The 13,791-nt window shown below is 57.5% G+C and carries 11 protein-coding genes; 8 read left to right on the top strand and 3 right to left on the bottom strand.

The annotated features are described in order from the left end of the window. The first annotated feature begins 1 nt into the window (after position 1). Complete coding sequence (locus ACWNMW_RS07065) at positions 2 to 250, top strand: hypothetical protein (protein WP_449490462.1); 249 nt, start codon at positions 2 to 4, stop codon at positions 248 to 250. 87 nt (positions 251 to 337) lie between these two features. On the opposite strand, the gene ileS is transcribed toward ACWNMW_RS07065, so the two are convergent. Further along, a complete protein-coding gene (gene ileS, locus ACWNMW_RS07060; protein WP_449490461.1) occupies positions 338 to 3,613 on the bottom strand; it encodes an isoleucine--tRNA ligase in 3,276 nt (1,091 codons plus the stop codon). 320 nt (positions 3,614 to 3,933) lie between these two features. Between ileS and ACWNMW_RS07055 the strand changes: the two genes are divergently transcribed. Both ACWNMW_RS07055 and ACWNMW_RS07050 read left to right on the top strand, forming a co-directional pair. Next, complete coding sequence (locus ACWNMW_RS07055) at positions 3,934 to 4,947, top strand: permease (RefSeq protein WP_449490460.1); 1,014 nt, start codon at positions 3,934 to 3,936, stop codon at positions 4,945 to 4,947. Continuing rightward, positions 4,944 to 5,675: a TIGR03943 family putative permease subunit gene (locus ACWNMW_RS07050; protein ID WP_449490459.1), complete on the top strand. Its 732-nt coding sequence runs from the start codon at positions 4,944 to 4,946 to the stop codon at positions 5,673 to 5,675. Before ACWNMW_RS07055 ends, ACWNMW_RS07050 begins: the two co-directional genes overlap by 4 nt. A 51-nt stretch (positions 5,676 to 5,726) precedes the next feature. On the opposite strand, the gene ACWNMW_RS07045 is transcribed toward ACWNMW_RS07050, so the two are convergent. Then, positions 5,727 to 6,377, bottom strand: a complete 651-nt coding sequence (locus tag ACWNMW_RS07045) for a hypothetical protein (RefSeq protein ID WP_449490458.1) — start codon at positions 6,375 to 6,377, stop codon at positions 5,727 to 5,729. A 255-nt stretch (positions 6,378 to 6,632) separates the two neighbouring features. On the opposite strand from ACWNMW_RS07045, the gene ACWNMW_RS07040 reads away from it, so the two are divergent. The 5 genes from ACWNMW_RS07040 to ACWNMW_RS07020 all read left to right on the top strand — a co-directional run bounded on the left by ACWNMW_RS07040 (position 6,633) and on the right by ACWNMW_RS07020 (position 12,950). Next, complete coding sequence (locus ACWNMW_RS07040; RefSeq protein ID WP_449490457.1) at positions 6,633 to 8,093, top strand: sugar porter family MFS transporter; 1,461 nt, start codon at positions 6,633 to 6,635, stop codon at positions 8,091 to 8,093. Between the two features lie 10 nt (positions 8,094 to 8,103). Next, on the top strand, positions 8,104 to 9,633 hold the full coding sequence (locus ACWNMW_RS07035; RefSeq protein ID WP_448751064.1) for a sulfatase-like hydrolase/transferase: 1,530 nt from the start codon (positions 8,104 to 8,106) through the stop codon (positions 9,631 to 9,633). Between the two features lie 68 nt (positions 9,634 to 9,701). Further along, positions 9,702 to 10,859 carry an ROK family protein gene (locus tag ACWNMW_RS07030; protein ID WP_449490456.1) on the top strand — a complete coding sequence of 386 codons (1,158 nt, stop codon included), beginning with the start codon at positions 9,702 to 9,704 and terminating at the stop codon, positions 10,857 to 10,859. After that, positions 10,856 to 12,139 carry an anaerobic sulfatase maturase gene (locus ACWNMW_RS07025; RefSeq protein ID WP_449490455.1) on the top strand — a complete coding sequence of 428 codons (1,284 nt, stop codon included), beginning with the start codon at positions 10,856 to 10,858 and terminating at the stop codon, positions 12,137 to 12,139. The genes ACWNMW_RS07030 and ACWNMW_RS07025 overlap by 4 nt, the downstream gene beginning before the upstream one ends. After that, positions 12,129 to 12,950, top strand: coding sequence for a sulfite exporter TauE/SafE family protein (locus ACWNMW_RS07020; RefSeq protein WP_449490454.1), 822 nt, complete (start codon positions 12,129 to 12,131; stop codon positions 12,948 to 12,950). Before ACWNMW_RS07025 ends, ACWNMW_RS07020 begins: the two co-directional genes overlap by 11 nt. A 39-nt stretch (positions 12,951 to 12,989) precedes the next feature. Here ACWNMW_RS07020 and ACWNMW_RS07015 read toward each other — a convergent pair whose 3' ends face one another. Continuing rightward, a complete protein-coding gene (locus tag ACWNMW_RS07015) occupies positions 12,990 to 13,745 on the bottom strand; it encodes an SDR family NAD(P)-dependent oxidoreductase (RefSeq protein ID WP_295892660.1) in 756 nt (251 codons plus the stop codon). Positions 13,746 to 13,791: the final 46 nt, after the last annotated feature.

The following is a 13,791-nucleotide window of genomic DNA, read 5'->3' as shown; positions in this document are numbered from 1 at the left end:
TATGAGTATCTGGATTGGGGATGCACGCGAGTTCGAAGAGCTGCGCGAAGAAAATGAGCGTTTGAAGGAGCGAGTTGCACACCTCGAACGACTCTTAAAAGCCTCCGGAGAAGCCATCGACCTAGCACTGAGCCCATCTGAACGCGCACTGGTGCTCAATGGACGCAAGCTCGAAGCCGTCAAGGCCTACCGAGACCGCACCGGCGTTGGCCTAAAGACAGCGAAAGAAGCTGTCGACGCGGTTGGATAAAGCACACCGCAATGATGCGCAAAGGGGGGTGGGCCACACATCTGTGTGGCCCACCCCGCGGATTTGACCGATTGAAAGCGCTCAGACTCAGTGCTTGGAGACGCTCACAGTGAGCTTCTCCCCTGCCTCAACCGACAGGGACAATGCCAGAGTCTCGGAAGCAATCATGTCCTTCCAAGTCTCGACATCGCTCACATGCTCAGCCGGAACCGTCAGCGTCAGGTCGATGCGATCCGCAATGTGCAGGCCAGCATTCTTACGCTCATCCTGGACGGCGCGAACGACATCGCGAGCGTAGCCCTCGGCCTCGAGCTCAGGAGTCAGCTCCGTATCGAGCACGACGAAGGTACCCGACGGCAGAACATCGGCAACCTGGCCCTCGGCCGCGTCCACGGAGGTAGACACCGAGAACATGTCACCGGTCAGCACCAGCGGCTTCCCATCCAGTTCAACGGAAGCGAAGCGGCACTCGCCGTCCACGACCTCCCATTCACCGGACTTCTGAGCCTTGAACAGCTGGCTGGTGAGCTTACGGAAAGCAGGATCGAAGGCACGCGGGTTGAGCGAAAGCTCAGTGCGCACACTCAGGCCCGATGTCTCGGGAGACGCGAAAACAACCGACTTAACGTTAACCTCAGAAGCGATGAGATCCGCGAAGGGCTCCAGCTCCTTGAAGTGCTCAGACACAACCTGCAAGGAAGCCAAAGGCTGACGCACACGCAGCTGGTGAGTCTTACGCAGGGCGTGAGCAGCGGAAACGACGGAACGAACCTCGTCCATGGCCTCGACAAGCGCAGAGTCAGCCACGGCCTCGGAAATCACGGGGAAGTCCACCAAGTGCACGGATTCCCCACCCGTCAGACCGCGCCAGATCTCCTCAGAAAGCAGCGGCAGCAAGGGGGCTGCCAACTCCATGAGGGTGACCAAGGCGGTGTAGAGGGCATCGAACGCAGCGCTGTCCTCGTCCCAGAAACGCTGGCGCTGAGTACGCACGTACCAGTTCGTCAGCACATCCAGGTAGTCGCGGATCGCGTCACAGGCACCGGCAACGTCATAGGCGTCCAATGCGCCTCGAACGTCCTCAGCCAAGGAGCGTGTGTGAGCAAGCAGGTAGCGATCCATCTGAGGCAGAGCATCGACAACTGCCTGATCCGATAGGTCAAGGCGCTTGGCCTCGTAGCCCGCTCCCCCATTGCACGCACCTGCGTACAGGGTAAAGAAGTAGTAGGTGTTCCAAATGGGCAGGAGCACCTGGCGAACCGTATCGCGGATTGACTCTTCCTTGACCATGAGGTTTCCGCCGCGCACGACCGGGCTGGACATGAGGAACCAACGCATGGCATCGGAACCATACTTGTTGAAGACCTCGGCCACGTCCGGGTAGTTACGCAGGGACTTGCTCATCTTCAGGCCGTCGTCACCAAGAACGATGCCGTGGGAGACGCACGAGCGGAACGCCGGGCGATCGAAGAGCGCGGTCGCAAGGACGTGCAGCGTGTAGAACCAGCCGCGCGTCTGACCGATGTACTCGACGATGAAGTCGCCCGGGTAGTGGTTCTCGAACCACTCCTGGTTCTCGAAGGGGTAGTGAACCTGCGCGAAGGGCATCGAGCCGGACTCAAACCAGCAGTCGAAGACGTCGGAAATACGGCGCATCGTCGACTTGCCCGTCGGGTCGTCCGGGTTCGGGCGGGTGAGCTGATCAATGAAGGGACGGTGGAAGTCCGTGACCTTCACGCCAAAGTCGGCTTCCAACTCTGCAACCGAGCCGTAAACGTCGGTACGCGGGTATTGCGGGTCATCCGATACCCACACGGGGATCGGTGCGCCCCAGAAGCGGTTACGCGAAATCGACCAGTCGCGAGCGCCCTCCAGCCACTTGCCGAAGATACCGTCCTTGATGTGTGCGGGAGTCCAGGTGATCTCTTGGTTGAGCTCCACCATGCGATCACGGATCTCGGTCACACGCACGAACCAGGAGGACACGGCCTTGTACATGAGGGGCTTGCGGCAGCGCCAGCAGTGCGGGTAGGAGTGCACGTAGGACTTCTCACGCACCAGCACAGCGCGGATTTCAGGCGCGCGACGGGCGATCGGTCCACCCTGCTCGCGCAGGTCTGCCACGACGTAGCGGTTTGCATCGAAGATCTGCAAGCCCTTGTAGTCAGGAACCTCAGAAGTCAAAACGCCGCCTTCATCGACAGGCAAGACCACACCGATTCCGTATTCCATGCAAGTCCACATATCGTCTTCACCGAATGCGGGAGCCTGGTGAACGAGGCCGGTACCATCCGTCGTCGTCACGTAGTCTGCAGCAATGATCGACCAACCGTTGGGGCCAGGCGCTGCGCCTTCTGCACGATTTTCCGGAGTATCAAAGAAATCGTAGATCGGGTGGTAGTGAAGCCCCACCAGCTCATGCCCCTTGTAGGTGGCGACAACCTGCGGGTCCTCGCCCAGTTCCTTGGCGTAAGCGGAAACCAGGTCTGCCGCAATCAGCACTCGCTCCCCTGCCAAGTTGCCCGCATGATCAGCAGCAACCTGAACCAGGACGTAGTCGATCTGCGGACCAACAGCGATGGCCTCGTTCGAGGGAAGGGTCCACGGCGTAGTCGTCCAGATCAACGCCAGCTCGGGACGCTCAGAGTCTTCGCGCAGTTTCTTTTCCAAGCGCAGGCCGACGGTGACAGTGTTATCAGTACGATCCTGATACACATCGTCGTCCATCTTGAGCTCGTGGTTGCTCAAAGGAGTGCGATCATGCCAGCAGTACGGCAGAACGCGGTACCCCTGGTAGGCAAGGCCCTTGTCGTAGAGCTGCTTGAATGCCCACAAGACCGATTCCGTGTAGGACATATCCAAGGTCTTGTAGTCGTTATCGAAATCGACCCAACGGGCCTGACGAGTAACGTACTCTTCCCATTCCTTGGTGTAGCGAAGCACGGAGGAGCGGCAGGCCGCGTTGAAGGCCTCGATACCGATTCCGCCGGGACGCGTAATCTCGGTGACGTCTTCGATTCCCAGCTGACGTTGTGCTTCAAGTTCTGCGGGAAGACCGTGGGTATCCCAGCCGAAACGGCGCTCAACGTGGTGTCCGAGCATGGTCTGGTAACGACCGACAACGTCCTTGATGTAGCCGGTCAGCAGGTGACCGTAGTGCGGGAGGCCGTTTGCAAAAGGCGGGCCGTCGTAGAACACGAATTCGTTCTGACCGCCCTTACCGGCGGGACGGCGAGTAATGGATTTACGGAAGGTGTCATCAGCGGCCCAGAAAGCCAGGGTCTGTCCTTCCATTTGAGGGAAGGACGGGCTTGGATCCACTTGCTCATCGCGATGGCGCGGGTAGAAGCCGTGCTTCGTCATGTTTCGTCCTTGTGTCGCAGGTCCACAGGGACGAGGATCAGCGTTGCCGATTCCCGCGGTACCACCCCGCTTGCTACGCGCCGCGTAGCCGCTCATTAACAGCTGTGACGGGCTTACCCGTTCGGTTCTACTGAGGCTTTCGCCCGTTCTTCCGAATGCTCCCCGGTGATTCCTACTGATGTAGCCGGATCAACGCCTGTCCTAGTTTACGCAAAGCACGCTCCCAAGGCACTTCTATCTCGCCTCAAGCTCAAAAATGAGATCAGCATCGCGATAGAGTTAACGGTGCATACCCTGCCACACAACAAGGAAGAAGGCACATGGACATTTCCCGTCCCTCGACGGCTGTCACAGCACTCGTATGCCTTGCTTTGGTGTGCGCCTACCGCTTCCAAGAGGCATTGACTGCTGCAGGTATTCCCATTTCCCGCATGATTGCAATCTTTTCAGGGATTACTCTTCAGTCCTTGCCTTTCTTGGCGATCAGCTCCCTTATTGCCGCTGCGATCGAGGTTTTTCTTTCCCCTCGCCAACTTGCACGCCTCTTCCCACGAGGCCGCGTTGCGGGTTGCGTCGTTGCTTTCTTCTATTCCGCGCTTCTTCCCGTCTGCGATTGTTCAACCGTTCCTCTTGTACGCACGCTGCTCCGACGAGGCATTCCCCCGCGCACTGTTTTCATCATTCTTTTTGCGGCGCCATCCATCAACCCGCTTGTCCTGTTTTCAACGTGGTATGCCTTTGGCCCGTCACCGAAAGCAGTGTCGCTACGATTGGCTGCCGCCATCGTCTGCACCATGACAATTGCTCTTTTGCTCAGCATCCGCATGCCGTCTCTGACGGCGGTTTTGCGCCAGAGCGAGTCGGATGACTCCTGTGATTGTTCACATGGATGCGGCGCTCACGCGGCGCACGCTACGCAAGGACGCTTTTCTTCATTTTCTTCCGCGTCGGCCTCGGCCTTCCTACGCGTCGTGCCCTATATGTTGATCGGAGCCGCTCTCTCCAGCGTCATCCAGGGGCTTCTCCCTACTGGGTTTATGACGGGACATACTTCCTCATATGTGTCCATTGCCGTCGCAATGTTGATGGCTTTCATTCTCTCTCAGTGCTCATCATCAGATGCGATCGTCGCGCGGAGCATGACAAGTCTGCTTCCCCCAGGAGCGCTCATGACCTTCATGCTCATGGGCCCCATGCTTGATGTGAAGAACGTCTTCATGTTGTCAGCTGTTTTCTCGACGCGCTTTACTCTTCGCATCTGCGCAACGATCACCACAGTTGTTGCGCTGGCAGGGCTCGTCTTGACCTGGTGGGGTTTGGGAGGCACATTGTGAGGGCACGCGCTTTGGTATTTGTGCTCACTGCAGTGAGCTTAGGCTTCCTCTTCTTTTCGAGGCGTTGGGTCTATTTCTTCCCGCCTCGTTTCCTTCCGCTGATCATTTTCTTGTGTGTCGTCTTCATTGTGTGGGCCGTTGTCGACCTTTTTGCACGTAGGCAGGAAAAACATACTCACCGAACACGCGCGAATGCGGTATATCTTCTCATTCCAGTCCTTGCCTGGTCCCTGCCTTTTTCTCTGGCCCCCTCTAGTTTCCTTGGGTCAACGAGCTCAGCGAGTGCTATTTCGCCGACGACCATCCCTTCATCTTCAGATGTTTCTTCCGCAGCACAGTTCCACGCCGACCGCGTGATCGACACAAATAATTACTACGAGAGCGTCATCGATATGGTGACTCACCCCGATCAGTGGGATGGGAAAACAATCGAGGTGACCGGTTTCGTCTTGCCAAAAGATAAAGCCTCTTCAGAGGCAGGGATGCCTCCTTTCGGTCCCAATGACAGCTTCGGCCTATCCCGAATGACCATGTGGTGCTGTGCGGCCGATGCTTATGCCTTAGGTTTTGCCGTAAATAACACAACCTCATTCGTACCGCAGGCAGATCAATGGGTTCGCGTTCAAGGAACCTTAGAAGTCCGCAACTCAAAAGCCCTCTATCTGAAGGCAACGAACATTACTCCCGTTAATCCGCCCGATACCCCCTTCGTCTACGAAAAGAAGTAGGGGCGCCCAGACGCCATGGTAGCGTCGAGCACCCCTACCGGGAGTTCCTCATTACTTAGACGAGGAATCAGAGTTTTGGGAGTCAGAGCTTTGAGAAGAGTTTTCTGCCGCCTTCTTCTTTGCAGTTGAGTTCTCGGATCCCTTCTTGGAGGATCCGTTCTGAGAGCCCGGACCACCCTGGCCCTGCTGTCCGCCGGGACCGCCCTGACCGCCGGGCATGCCCTGCTGGCCGTTCTGACCCTGCTGACCGCCAGGCATCCCCTGTCCACCGGGGCCACCTTGGCCTTGCTGGCCATTTTGTCCGCCGGGGCCACCCTGACCGCCGGGACCGCCCTGGCCTTGCTGGCCACCAGGACCACCCTGACCGGGCTGTCCGGGCGCGGCCTGCGATTGCTGCGCGGGAGCGGGAGATGCAACCGAGCTCGTTGCCCAACCCGCGCCAAAACCTGCAACCAAGAAAACTGCTGCTGCGCCGGCGGCTGCAGCCTTCTTCTTCCACGAGGGCTTTGCCGCGGCCTCGTGAGGAACAACCTCATCAGCGGGAAGCCAAGCACCTTCGTAGGTTCCGTCTTCCTTCTGGTAGGCAACATTCACGTAGGTCGTCTTGTCAGCATGCGCATCCTGCTCCTGCGAGTCATGAGCTTGAGCGTCGATGACTCGGGTCTCGTCCAGGTGGTCTTTGTTCATATCTTCTGCACTCATGTGCGTTCCTTTCCTCTGGGGCGTCCGCCCTGTCGTCTTGGTCATCAAGCTACGGACCACCTCTATGCCTGTTTTATGTCGCACCTAAGGTTTTCCTGTGAAGAGAAAAGCAACTTATATGACGCGCATCACAAAAATAATTTTGTCCACGTCAACGCCCAAAATTCACTCAGGGTTAGCGTGTAAGTGCCTCAAAGATGAGGCATCACGGATCAATCCGATGAGTTCATTCCTCTCCCCTTTAGGACGGACCTCATGTCAACCTCACGTACGGCAGCTCCGCTGACTGAAACCCAACGTCGGGCGCGGAAATACGCAACTTTCCTGGCACTCATTGCTACTTTGGGCCCATTCTTCTACGGATTCGAAGGAATGGTCCTCAACGCCGCAATTAAAGCGGTCGGCACCACCTTCCACCTCGGCCCATTCCTCCAAGGCGTTGCCGGCGCAGCGGGCGTAATCGGCGGCCTCATCGGCGCACTTGGAGCAGGACGTATCTCCGACAAGATCGGACGCAAAACAACCCTGATGTGGGTTGGCCCCTTCCTCCTCTTCGAAGCACTCCTTGGACCGATCTCACCAGTTCTGGGAAGCTTTGGATACCCCTTCCTCCTCCTCACCCGCATTGTCGGCGGCATTGGTTTTGGTGCAGCAACCACCGTTGCCCCCGGATACGTCGCAGAAATTGCACCTGCTGACATCCGAGGCCGCCTGATCGGCTTCCGTCAGCTGGCCATCATCCTCGGTCTTTTCTTCGCCGGCCTCATCAATATGGGTGTCGTACGCCTGACCGGTGGCGCGGCAAAGCCCGCATTCTGGGGACTGCAGACCTGGCAAGTTCTTTTCGCATGCCTCATCATTCCCGCTCTCCTCTTCGTGATCTTTACCGCCCAAATCCCCGAGTCGCCTCGTTACCTGGTATCAGTCGGGAAAACCAAGGAAGCTGAAGCTGTCCTTGCAAAGGTCAGCGGTGAAGACGACCCGGCAGCGCGCGTCAAGGCAATCGCCGCGTCAATGGAAGAAACTGGCGGACGCAAGCTCAGCATTGGTGAAATCTTCTCCTCGAAGTGGCGCGGACTGGTTCTTGTTGGCATGATGATCGCCGCATTCCAGCAGCTCACCGGCATCAACGGCGTCTTCTTCTACTCAAACTCACTCTTCGCAGCAGTGGGATTCAACGAATCAATGGCACTGCAGCAGACCCTACTCATTACGGGCTTCAAGATCGTCGGTGTTGTCTCCGGTATTCTCCTTGTCGACCACGTCGGACGTAAGAGGATGCTTATCTACGGAGGCACTCTGATCTTTGTCTCGCTTGGCGTTGTTGCAACCGTCTTCACGCTGGCACCCGTTGTGGACGGAAAGCCCGACGTTGCAGACAACCCTGTCTTGGCATTCCTCGCCGTCGCAGCATTGTGTACCTTCCTGCTGGGCTTCACTTCCTCTTGGGGACCGATCTTCTCGATCGTCATGGGAGAAATGTTCCCCAACTCGATTCGCGGTGGCGCAATGTCCATGGCCTCGGGAGCAGACTTCTTCGTCAACTTCCTTGTCGTTTTGCTCTTCCCCTTCCTGATTTCGTGGTCGCCGGCAGGCACCTACTGGATCTACTGCGCATTCGGCGTCCTAGCCGTCATCTTCACCGCAAAGTACCTGAAGGAAACCACCGGTACTGAACTCGAAGACATGGACAAACTCGCTGCTTCCGAGAAGTGAAAGGATCATCATGTCTGACGCATACGAACGCTCCAGTGACATCCCGGACAATGTCCGCAATGTCCTGGTGATCATGACTGACCAGCATCGCACGGATACGATCGGATGCCTCGGTAACCCACACGCCCAAACTCCCGTCATTGACGAAATGGGACGCAACGGTTTCGCCTTCACCAACTGCTTCACTCCCACCGCGATCTGCACACCCGCACGCGCATCACTTCTGACAGGAAAGCGCCCCGGAAAGCACCTGGTTCTGGCCAATCCTGAATGGAATATCGCCTACCAGACGATGATTCCCCTTGGGACCTGGACCTACACTCAGGCACTTCGCGATGCGGGCTACAACGTAGGCATCGTTGGAAAGTATCACTGCGGAGCGAACCTCCCCGACAAGTTCGGCGCCGACGACGATACCTACTGGGGTGCAGAAAACCCCGTCGCAAACGAAAAGTACGTCGCGTGGCTCAACGAACATGGCCTTCCGCCAGTTCGGGCACACGACTTCTGGCGAGGAAAGCTCCCCGGAGGCCGCGATGGACACATCATCGCAGCACGCCTCGATCAACCAGAAGAAGCAACCTTCGAGCGTTTCTTGGCCGATCGAGCAATCGAGAAGCTACGCGAATATGCGGCCGATTGGAAGGAAAACGGACAACCCTTCAGCTTGGACGTTCACTTCTTTGGCCCGCACCTTCCCTACTTCCTCCCCGACGAGTGGTTCGACCTGATCGATCCGAACGATGTCACCTTGCCCGAAAACTTCGGTGACTCGCTCATCGGTAAGCCGCAGATCCAGCAGAACTACGCAACCTACTGGTCGACATCCTCCTTCGATAACGATCAGTGGAAGAAGCTCATCGCTGTCTACTGGGGATACGTCGCCATGATTGACTTCGAAATCGGTCGAATCATGGATGTGGCACGCGAACTGGGAATTCTCGACGACACCGCAGTCTTCTTCTGCGCTGACCACGGTGAATTCACCGGCTCCCACCGGCTCAACGATAAGGGCCCGATGATGTACGACGACATCTACAACGTCCCCTTCATCGCACACATCCCCGGGGTTTCTGCGGTCGGCCAATCGGACGCCTTCGTGTCTTTGATCGATCTTCCTGCAACCGTCCTCGATATCGCTGGCCTCGATCCAGCCCTGGTCGAAGACGGACGCTCGATCGTTGACCTGACGCGAGGTGAAGACGTGCCCGGCTGGCGTGAAGACATCGTCTGCGAATTTCACGGACATCACTTCCCGCTGCAACAGCGAATGCTACGCACCAAGGAATTCAAACTCGTCATCTCACCGGAGTCCATCAATGAGCTCTACGATTTGAGAGTTGATCCCGCAGAGATGAACAATGTATACACGGTGCCTGTCTACGACGACATTCGCCGTGAACTCGCAACGAACCTATACCTCCAACTCCGCGAGCGCGGGGATCACTCCTTCGCAAAGTGGATGGCGGCCATGACGGACTTCGATATTCCCTTGGTCAACACCGCTCGAAGCGATCTTGACGAGGTCATGGGTAAGTAACACACCATCGGTGTGGGCCTTCCGGGGCGTGCGGGAGGCCCACACCACACTGCATCAAAGGAGAGGACATGGACTACGATCTTCACGCCGCCGTGCCCTCTTTGGAAGACCAGATCACCAGTTATCTTGGCGAGAATCCCCCCGCGTCACGTGCAGAACTTTGCGAGGCCCTTGGGGTTTCGAGAACAACGCTGGGGCGCGCGATCACGAAGCTGATCGATGCACACGCTGTTATTTCCCTCAAAGGAGAAGAAAAGACTGGAGCAGGCCGCCCTTTAACTCTTTTCACATCAGCACGCTCGTGCGCATACTCGCTCGGCATTGTCATTAGCCGAGCATCTTTCGCTGGAGTTCTACTCAACCGCGGCGGCGATGTCCTGATCGCCCAATCAATACCCGCCACGCATCCCATCAACTATCTTGAGGCGCTCGACGCCACAGGGGCGCTCCTCCTTGAGCGTGCACGCACTCACGGCGTCATTACCGATTATGTACACACCATCGGGGTTGGTCTCCCCGTACCCATGGGCTCAAATGTTTCTCACTCGCCGCATTCCCCCTACCCCAGCCGCGAGAGCGTCACCGATATCATTTCGCGTCGTTGGAAGGGAAGCATTCTCATCGATACAACTGCGCGCCTTTGTGCCCTGAGCGAGGCATTATGGGGAGCAGGACAGGGGTACCCATCAATCCTCTACGTTCGACTCTCCAACGGCATCGGCGCCAGCTTGGTGGTTTCATACCACCTCTCTGGCGGAGACCTCGGGTTCACAGGGGAACTGGGACATATGCGTGTTCCCGACGTTCACACCCCATGCGCATGCGGAAAAGAGGGGTGCCTGGAAACCCTTGCATCCATTCCCGCGCTCTGCGCTCAATGCGATGTCTCTTCTTTGAGCGAATTGGCAAGGAAAGTCAGCAATCGGGATTCCCGAACACTATCAATTCTCGAACATGCGATGGATGCCGTCGGTGCTTGCTGCGCAAACGCTGCTCTTCTCATCAATCCTCGTGCGATCATAGTGGCTGGGGAACTTCCCGAGGCGATCCCCCAGGTCTCCGATATGCTTGCCCACGGCCTCGAAAGAGAATTAATCCCCGCAATGAAATGGAATATCGACGTCGTTCGCGCTGAACTTGGCCCCCTTGCCGCCGCGCAAGCAGCTGCCTATGCGGCGACAACCACGGCCTCGTCAATCAAGAAGGAACACGAGGGAACCCGATGACGCTCTCCCCCGCTCGCCCTATCCCCTTCTCGGTTGTCGCAAAGCCAACGGGCGCCGCCTGCAATCTGGACTGTCAGTACTGTTTCTTCCTGTCGAAAGAACTCCTCTACGACCAAAAACGCCAGTCGATGAGCGAAGAAACCCTTGAGACCTACGTCAAGAACTTCCTAGCGGCAAGCCCCGATGGGGATGTCACGATGCTCTGGCAGGGCGGCGAGCCAACCTTGCGAGGACTCCCCTTCTTTGAACGCCTCATTGAACTATGCGAGAAGTATCGACGCCCCGCACAAGTGGTTCATCACGCTGTCCAAACCAACGGCACCTTGATTACCGAGCAGTGGGCGCATTTCTTCAAAGACAATGACGTGCTGGTCGGAATCTCGATCGATGGCCCGAAAGAACTCCATGACGCCTACCGTCTCAACCGTGGCGGGCACGGAACTCACTCGATGGTGATCCGCGGGTGGGAGCAGCTTCGCAACGCCGAAGTCGACACCAACATCTTGTGCACGGTCCACGCTGCTAACGAAGACCACGGCCTTGAGGTCTACCGCTATTTCCGCGATGAACTCGGGGCGCAGTACATGCAATTTATCCCCATCGTCGAGCGCGTTCCCCGCGAGCACCTGCGCCAAGCCGAACTTGGGTGGCGAAGTGGAAGCTCTGCGCTCCTGTATCGTCAAGATGGAGACTGCGTGACCTCACGATCGACCACTCCTTCATCGTATGGTCGTTTCCTGTCCGATATTTTCGACGAGTGGATTGTTCGTGACGTTGGACAGGTCTTTGTCCAAGACTTTGATTCTTCGCTCTCTGCGCTTTTTGGTTCCGCGAGTGTATGCGTTCATGCGCCTTCATGCGGTGCGAATATGGCAATGGAGTTTAATGGCGATGTCTACGCCTGTGATCACTGGGTCGAGCCGGAGTGGCTTGTCGGGAATATCGATTCACAGGATTTCGCGACCCTTGCAACTTCGGAAAAGATGCGTGCTTTTGATACGAAGAAGCAAGATCTGGATGATGAATGCTGGAGCTGTCCCTTCCTGCGTTTGTGTTGGGGAGGCTGCCCCAAGGATCGTTTTATTGCTCAAGACAATGGCCCGGACCACAACTACCTGTGTGAGGGGTATAAGACCTTTTATGCGCACGCGCTGCCCGCACTTCGCGCAATGGCTTTCTTGATTTCGCGTGGACGAGGCGCTCAAGAAATCATGAATCCCCTGGTCGCTCAGACATTGGGAGTCCATATCCCGCCCAAGGAGGAACATCGTGCTCATTGAAGCCACGCTCATTGGCGTGTTGATCGGCATCGTTGTTGGAGCGCTCGGCGCGGGTGGCGGCATTTTGTCGGTCCCCGTCTTGGTATATCTCCTGGGTCAAAACCCTCATCAAGCTGCGACATTATCCTTGATCATCGTGGGCGCAACCGCTTGCGTTTCTCTCATTACTCGCGCCTCCAGTGGTCACGTTGATTGGAAGCAAGGAAGCCTTTTCGCCTTCGCTGGGATTGTTGGCACCTGGGGAGGCTCCGCGCTCAACCCCTTGGTATCAGCGCGAACGCTCATGCTGGAGTTTTGCGTTCTTCTGGCGTTTGTTGCGATCTTTATGGTGCATAGACAGTTGCGTGCACACGCTGACATTTCCCCCTCCCCTTCATCAATTGACGAGGCCGCGCCTGGGGATTCCCCACGCTCGCTTGCTTCGACGCTGAAGAAGGCAGCCTTAGTGGTTCTTTTAGCCAGCGTGACCGGTTTTCTCACCGGTTTCTTTGGTGTGGGCGGAGGTTTCGCTATCGTTCCTGCGCTTCACCTTGTCCTGCGTTACCCGATGAAGAAAGCATCAGCGACATCTCTGTTGATCATGCTCATCACAGCGCTTTTCGGCTTGGCTTCGCGCGCGCTGGGGGGAACTTTGGATATCAGCGCCGAGGCCGGGATGATGGTCGCTTGCTTCGCTGCGGCCTCGATGTGCGGAGGCATCCTCGGGGCAAAGCTTACCCGTCGGGTAAGTTCTACCGCACTCGCATGGGCGTTTATTGTTCTCCTGATCGGAGTTGCAAGCGTGAGTGCCTTCGCCACGCTACGCGCATAACCAAAAGTCAAGGGAACAATCGCTACCGGCGCGTCTGTTCTAGACCTCGGGCGCAGTTCTAGATACAAGAGTATTCGTCGCCTGCGCAACCGGGCGCACGATCATCGAATCGATGTTGACGTGACGCGGCCGCTCTAGGGTCCACACGATCGCCTCGGCGATATCCTCGGCGACGAGGGGCTCAGCAACCCCCTCATACACGCGGTCGGCAGCCTCCTGAGAGCCGAGGCGGTTGAGAGAAAACTCTTCAGTGCGCACCATACCCGGGGCAATTTCGATCACACGAACGGGCTCACCCACCAGCTCCTGACGCAAGGTATTCGCGATGATGCGCTCGGCGTGCTTGGCGGCAACGTAGCCGCCACCTCCCGGGTACGTGTCGTGGGCGGCTGTTGACGTCAGAAAGACGAGGTCGCCTCCCCGCTCGCGCATCGATGGGAGAAATGCGCGCGTGCAGTGCAAGGCCGTGAGGACATTGCGCTCGAACATCGCACTCCACTTGGAAGGATCTGCATCTGCGACCCGATCAACGCCAATGGCCCCACCCGCGTTGTTCACGAGAGCGTCGATGGGGCCGCCCTCTAGGACATGCGCGGCCATTTCCTCCACCTGTACTTGGTCGGTGAGGTCCGCCGCCCAATACTCACAACCAATCTCGCCGGAGAGGGCCTCGAGGCGTTCGCGGCGCCGGGCCACAGCAACGACGTTCCAGCCCCGATTCGCCAAAAGACGGGCGGTGGCTTCTCCAATTCCGCTGGAAGCTCCGGTGACAACGACGCGACGAGAGATACTCATGGTGCAACAGTAATATCCCCGGGCGCGCGTCGTCATCTGCGCATCC

The organism is Actinomyces sp. Marseille-QA0893 (genome assembly GCF_976954355.1).
The sequence above is the reverse complement of the archived record's forward strand: the minus strand, read 5'-3'. Positions and strand labels throughout refer to the sequence as shown.

What these genes read in the sequence shown, in the direction of transcription:
- ACWNMW_RS07065 (WP_449490462.1), top strand. Translation starts at nt 2, where the DNA reads ATGAGTATCTGGATTGGGGATGCACGCGAGTTCGAAGAGCTGCGCGAA.
- ACWNMW_RS07025 (WP_449490455.1), top strand. Translation starts at nt 10,856, where the DNA reads ATGACGCTCTCCCCCGCTCGCCCTATCCCCTTCTCGGTTGTCGCAAAG.
- ACWNMW_RS07030 (WP_449490456.1), top strand. Translation starts at nt 9,702, where the DNA reads ATGGACTACGATCTTCACGCCGCCGTGCCCTCTTTGGAAGACCAGATC.
- ACWNMW_RS07055 (WP_449490460.1), top strand. Translation starts at nt 3,934, where the DNA reads ATGGACATTTCCCGTCCCTCGACGGCTGTCACAGCACTCGTATGCCTT.
- ACWNMW_RS07040 (WP_449490457.1), top strand. Translation starts at nt 6,633, where the DNA reads ATGTCAACCTCACGTACGGCAGCTCCGCTGACTGAAACCCAACGTCGG.
- ACWNMW_RS07035 (WP_448751064.1), top strand. Translation starts at nt 8,104, where the DNA reads ATGTCTGACGCATACGAACGCTCCAGTGACATCCCGGACAATGTCCGC.
- ACWNMW_RS07015 (WP_295892660.1), bottom strand. Translation starts at nt 13,745, where the DNA reads ATGAGTATCTCTCGTCGCGTCGTTGTCACCGGAGCTTCCAGCGGAATT.
- ileS (WP_449490461.1), bottom strand. Translation starts at nt 3,613, where the DNA reads ATGACGAAGCACGGCTTCTACCCGCGCCATCGCGATGAGCAAGTGGAT.
- ACWNMW_RS07045 (WP_449490458.1), bottom strand. Translation starts at nt 6,377, where the DNA reads ATGAGTGCAGAAGATATGAACAAAGACCACCTGGACGAGACCCGAGTC.